Origin of the sequence: Streptococcus mitis subsp. hohhotensis (assembly GCF_020089495.2) — a bacterium.
Lineage (GTDB): Bacteria > Bacillota > Bacilli > Lactobacillales > Streptococcaceae > Streptococcus > Streptococcus hohhotensis.
In genome coordinates this window covers 1-5,736 of record NZ_JAIRCA020000033.1, presented here as the reverse complement: position 1 = coordinate 5,736, position 5,736 = coordinate 1, and the positions used below count along the sequence as shown (strand labels likewise).

At 38.7% G+C, this 5,736-nt stretch carries 6 protein-coding genes; all 6 read right to left on the bottom strand.

Translation table 11 applies throughout. The features are described 5' to 3' along the window. Nucleotides 1-2,309, bottom strand: a 2,309-nt coding sequence (locus K4Z77_RS09575) for a YSIRK-type signal peptide-containing protein (protein WP_224219172.1), incomplete at its 3' end; no start/stop codon positions are given. 400 nt (nucleotides 2,310-2,709) lie between these two features. Then, a complete protein-coding gene (locus K4Z77_RS09570) occupies nucleotides 2,710-3,105 on the bottom strand; it encodes a YtxH domain-containing protein (RefSeq protein ID WP_049540437.1) in 396 nt (131 codons plus the stop codon). A gap of 15 nt (nucleotides 3,106-3,120) precedes the next feature. Further along, nucleotides 3,121-3,504: a DUF948 domain-containing protein gene (locus K4Z77_RS09565; RefSeq protein ID WP_049540439.1), complete on the bottom strand. Its 384-nt coding sequence runs from the start codon at nucleotides 3,502-3,504 to the stop codon at nucleotides 3,121-3,123. Further along, entirely contained in the window at nucleotides 3,505-4,293 is a 789-nt protein-coding gene (gene lgt, locus K4Z77_RS09560; protein ID WP_049540440.1) for a prolipoprotein diacylglyceryl transferase, read from the bottom strand. Further along, on the bottom strand, nucleotides 4,286-5,221 hold the full coding sequence (gene hprK / locus K4Z77_RS09555) for an HPr(Ser) kinase/phosphatase (protein WP_000115149.1): 936 nt from the start codon (nucleotides 5,219-5,221) through the stop codon (nucleotides 4,286-4,288). The genes lgt and hprK overlap by 8 nt, the downstream gene beginning before the upstream one ends. A 129-nt stretch (nucleotides 5,222-5,350) precedes the next feature. Next, nucleotides 5,351-5,527 carry a 30S ribosomal protein S21 gene (rpsU, locus tag K4Z77_RS09550; protein WP_000048054.1) on the bottom strand — a complete coding sequence of 59 codons (177 nt, stop codon included), beginning with the start codon at nucleotides 5,525-5,527 and terminating at the stop codon, nucleotides 5,351-5,353. Nucleotides 5,528-5,736 lie beyond the last annotated feature (209 nt).

The following is a 5,736-nucleotide window of genomic DNA, read 5'->3' as shown; positions in this document are numbered from 1 at the left end:
TTCTTAACCACATTATCACCCTCTTTGAGGTATTCAACCTCATCCTTAGCTGGCACCTTGACCACTGTCGGAATTGACGATTTGATAACTGGTTTGCCTTCATGCGGAATGAGTCTACCATTTGTAGGGTTAACCGTGTAGGTGGTGGTTACTGTTCGGGTACCTGGAGTACCAGCTATTGTTACATTTTCTCCACCTCTAGCTCTTGTGGCATCTTTATCATAACGAACAATTGGCTGTAATGGCGTAACAACAACCTTAGCCTTGGCACCATTTTGTTTGAAGATTTCCTTTTTCTCTGTTGGAGTAAGGGTACCTGTGCTTGCATTGACTTCGTAAGTGGTTGTCTTCTTAACCACATTATCACCCTCTTTGAGGTATTCAACCTCATCCTTAGCTGGCACCTTGACCACTGTCGGAATTGACGATTTGATAACTGGTTTGCCTTCATGCGGAATGAGGCTACCATCTGTCGGATTCACAGTATAAGTGGTAGTTACTGTTTTAGTTCCTGGAGTACCAGCTACTGTGACTTTTGATCCTCTTTTAGCCTTCGTGGAGTCTTTCTCATAACGTACACTTGGCTGTATTGGCGTAACCACAACCTTAGATTTAGCACCATCTTTCTTGAACACTTCGTCAAGTGTATTTTTAGTAATCTGTCCTGTATCAGGATCTTTCATACTCACAGTTGTTGACTTAATGATGTCATCTCCGCGTTTACTATATACAGCAGTTTCTCCAACTTTTTCTACAGATTTAACTGTTGTAATTTTTTTATCTTGATAACCTGTCCCATCTAAAGAAATTCGTTTTCCAGATATAAACTCTGATCGTCTATTAATCATATCGGCTTCAAAATAAGAACGTGAACTATGACCTCCACTGGTTCGTCCAACATTTATAACAACATCACTATCATTGCTGACACCTTTTCTTATCGTCGAATCATTATCAACAATATAATGAGTCAATTTCCCTGACTTAGCTATTTTTTTGCTATCTAAACCTTTCTGCCAAAAGTCACGACCAGAAACCAAACTTGTCACTACTTTTGGGGCATTAAATGTTGTTCCTTTTTTTAATACATTATTATAAAAGTTTCTATAAGTCTGCTGTTCTTTAGGAGACATGACCCTGCTGTCAGAATATGCCAACTGATAGGCTTCAACCATTGCCCGTTGTACTAAATATCCTCCTAAAGAGTGTCCTGTCAAATATAGATTGGTAATGCTCTTATCTTTAGCCAGTTCACGCATGATATTTTCTGCATCGATCCCTTGTTGAGGATTTCTTCCTGTTCCAAGTGTTATATCAGCTCCTATATCTTTGGCATCACTTGTTCCACGAAAGGCTAATACTTGTGCAGTTCCATTTGGTAAATATAAGAAATCACTCTTAGTTTCATACAAGACAGCATCTAGTCCACTAGAGGTATGGTAACTTTTCTTCCTTTCCCAATAAGGCCCCAATTCCTTATTCATCATCATATACTCATAACGTGGTCTACTGTCACCATTCTTTTTATATAACTCTGACTCTGTTAAGGGTTTCTTGTGATTCAGCACTCTATCAATATAATTATCATCACGGTAGGACAATTCCATGAACATAATCATATCGCGCTCACTTACATTCCATTTTAATTTTTCATCTGGTTTTTCTTTACTGTCAATAATACCATCACCATCAGTATCTTCTAATAAGGGATGACTATTATATCCTACATACTTTTTCCCGCCTTTTTCATAAATATAAAGTTCTTCTTTATCCTTCAAGTAATCATCATCTGTATAAACTTCTGGACTTAACTCAGGTCCGTTTAATAGCAAACTGTCAAGCTTATTACCTTCTGAACCGATTACTCCTGCTTTGATTTTTTTAGCATCTTCCTTAGTCAATTCATATTTTTTAATCTCGGAAGGATTTGATGCTGCTCTCACCGCTGAAGTACTTGATCTGTCTTCACCTGCCACGAAAGCCCTTGTGGTCAAGCTATCATTTTCCTTATCCCCAGATGTGACGATTCCTGTAGTCCTTGTAGATCCTATTGGAGTATCTTTTGGAGCTGGACTGGAGATAGCACCTTGATTCTCTGGTGAATTTTGATTCTCTTCTTTTTTCTCCACAGTAGAAGTCGCATTCTCCTTTTCAGAATTAGCCCCTATCTCTGTTGCCAAATTATTTTCCGTAGAAGCCAGTACTCCCTGGGATGGTGTAAACAAGGTAATTCCTATTAATACAGAAGCCACTCCAACCGAAAACTTTCGAATTGAAAAGCGTTGACGTTTATTAAAAATGTCTTTCATTTTACTAACTTTCTTTCTAACTATTTTTTACAAAATAGAGGGTTCTAATATTTTCCCTTGACAGAATACTAAATCGTTTCTTGACTAAAATTTTAGAGCTTTTCCTCTACCTGATCATAAGCTACCACATTGATTTCTAATCATAGAAAATTGATTGCTTAATATTACTAAAATATCAGTAAAATATAAAAAAATGTAAATATTTCACTTCTAACACTGCCATTATACCATAAAAAATCATAACACTCATGTGTTTTAAAAAAGGTTTATCAAAAAGTCTTAAAAATCATAAAAAACGCATAATATCAGGCAATTACAATCCTTGATACTATGCGTTTTATCTTATACAATTTACTAGATTTGCGACTACTACTTGAATATTTATCCAACTCTGTCAAATCTAGATTTTTTCTTCTTTGATATCAATCACAATCTCTTCTGATTGGTCAATAGTTTCGGCTTTTTCTTGCCATTGTGCCTTGAGATTATTGAATTGATTTTTTGATGCTTCTGTCGCTTGACGGGCACATGATTTGGCTTGAGCAAGTACACTGTCCACAGTGATTTCACCTGATTCAACCTGTTCTTTGGTTTTCAGAACAAAATCTGTAGCCTGTTCCTTAACTTCTGTCAGTTTTTCACAGACTTGCTCCTTGGCATACTCAGGATCTTCTCTCAAATCATCTAGAAAATCTTGGGCCTGACTGCAAACTTGTTTGCCCTTGTCGCTTGTTAAAAACAAGGCAAGAGCTGCACCTGAAACGGTTCCTAAAAGGATTGAGGATAGTTTACCCATAAGAATTCTCCTTTTTTATTTTTTGAATAATTTACTTGCAAGACGAAGAGCTGACAAACTTGCACCAGTCTTGAGTGTTTTTGAACCAGCTGATGAAGCTTTTTTGCTCAAGACACGCGCATGGTCATTGAGGTCTGAAACAGATAGAGATAAATCTGCAACAGCACTAAAGAGTGGATCAATCGTTGCCACCTTGACATTGATATCATCTGCCAAGACATTGACTTTAGCCAGCAATTCATTGGTATGATGCAAGGTTACATCCACATCTGAAGTCAAGGTTTTAATCGTCTTCTCTGTTTCATCGATCACACGACCAAGCTTTTGTACAGTGATAATCAGATAGACCAAAAAGACAATCAAAGCAAAGGCTACAAGAATATATGCAACTTCTAACATTTAGTTTTCCTCCTCTGTAACATAGTAAGGGGCCTTCTTTCGCTTTTGATAAAGAATGATAAAAATACCCAGTCCGATAAGAACAACTGATAGCCATTGAGAGACTCGAAGGCCAAAGAACATGAGGCTATCTGTCCGCATACCTTCGATGACCATACGACCAAAACCATACCAAATCAAGTAGAAAGCAGTGATATGACCTCGTCTGAGGCTCTTCCATTTTCGTCTGACAATCAGAATCAAGGCAAAACCAAGAAGATTCCATAGAGACTCATAAAGGAAGGTCGGCTGACGGTAGCTCCCCTCGATATACATCTGGTCACGGATGAAGCTAGGTAAATAATCCAGATTATCTACTGCAGCACCGTAAGCTTCTTGATTAAAGAAATTTCCCCAGCGACCCAAACTTTGGGCAATCATGACGCTAGGCGCCGCAATATCTAGGAAATCCCAAGTATTGATGAGTTTACGATCAGCAAAGATATAGAGGACAATAGCCCCAGTTATCAAACCACCGTAAATAGCCAAACCACCATTCCAAATGGCAAAAATCTCTCCCAAATTCTGACTATAGTAATCAAAACGGAAAATAACATAGTAGAGACGGGCCCCTAAAATAGCCAGAGGAAAGGCTACCAAGATAAAATCTAAAATATCATCTGGTATGATCTTCTTTCTAGGCGCTTCTTTCATGGTCAAATAAACCGCAAGGATCAAGCCTGTCACAATACACAAGGCATACCAACGAATGGCTAGAGGGCCAAGATGAATAGCAATTGGATCAAGCATTAGGCACCTCGTTTTGAGCAATGAGATTTGTCAAGCGTTCTTCGAACAAACGAGTCGCATCAAAGCCCATTTCCTTGGCACGATAATTCATAGCAGCGGCCTCAATCACGACAGAGATATTACGGCCTGTTTTAACTGGGATGCGGATACGAGGAATGGCTACGCCAGAAATTTCTAATTCCTCTGCATTGTTTCCAAGTCGATCAAAGGTCTTATGCGTATCGTAATTTTCCAAGTAGACAGCCAACTGAACTTGTGAAGAATCTTTTACCGCACTCGCACCGTAGAGGCTCATGACATCGATAATACCAACCCCACGAATTTCAATCAAGTGTTTCAAGATTTCAGCAGGCTCTCCCCAAAGAGTTAATTCATCCTTAGAATAAATATCTACCCGATCATCTGCTACCAAGCGGTGCCCACGTTTGACCAGCTCCAAGCCTGTCTCACTCTTACCGATACCACTATCTCCTTGAATCAAGACACCCATCCCATAGATATCCATCAAGACACCGTGAACACTGGTGCGTTCTGCCAAACGAGAATCCAGATAGCTAGATAATTCTCCAGACAAACGACTGGTAGCTGTACGGCTGGTTAAAATAGCAATCTTACATTCTCTAGCAGCCTTTAACATCTCCTCTGGAACCACCAAACCACGGGCAACAATAACCGCAGGTGTCTCAGGTAGAAACATTTTTTTCAAAACTTCATAACGACTGTTAGAAGGCATGCTAATCAGATAAGACCACTCCTTCATCCCCAAGAGCTGGATCCGCTCTGGCGTGTAGTAGTCAAAATAACCTGTCATTTCAAGACCAGGTCGCGTAATATCCGCTGTATTGATTTCCTTTTCAAGTAATTCTGGTTCGCCATAGACAATGTCTAGTCTAAGCTTTTCAATCACTTCTTTTACTAAAACCGACATCATTTCCTCCTTCAAATGAGTTCTTCCCTCTATTATATCAAATTGTGGGAGGAAGTTTCAGATTTTTGCAGGCTTTGGAGTATTTATTTAAAAGAAAAAGGACTAGATTTCTCTAGCCTTTCATTTCAATTAGAATTTTTTACGTTTACGAGCTGCTTCTGATTTACGTTTACGTTTTACAGAAGGTTTTTCATAGAATTCACGTTTGCGTGTTTCTTGAAGAGTACCAGCTTTAGTAACCGCACGTTTGAAACGACGAAGTGCGTCGTCAAGAGATTCATTCTTACGTACTACTGTTTTAGACATTTTTTCACTCCCTTCAAGTTCAAGATCTATTCTATTCTACACGTAAAAGGAATAATTGTCAAGAAAAAATGCGGTTTAATTTTGATTTTTTCTTCCATGGTAACTTCTCAAAGTAACTTCCACTCACCTGACCAAAGTGGAAATTAGTCTAAAACGGATTTTTATGGTGGAATTAAGTGTGAGACGTTTGAGTTAGAAATGAGGTCTAC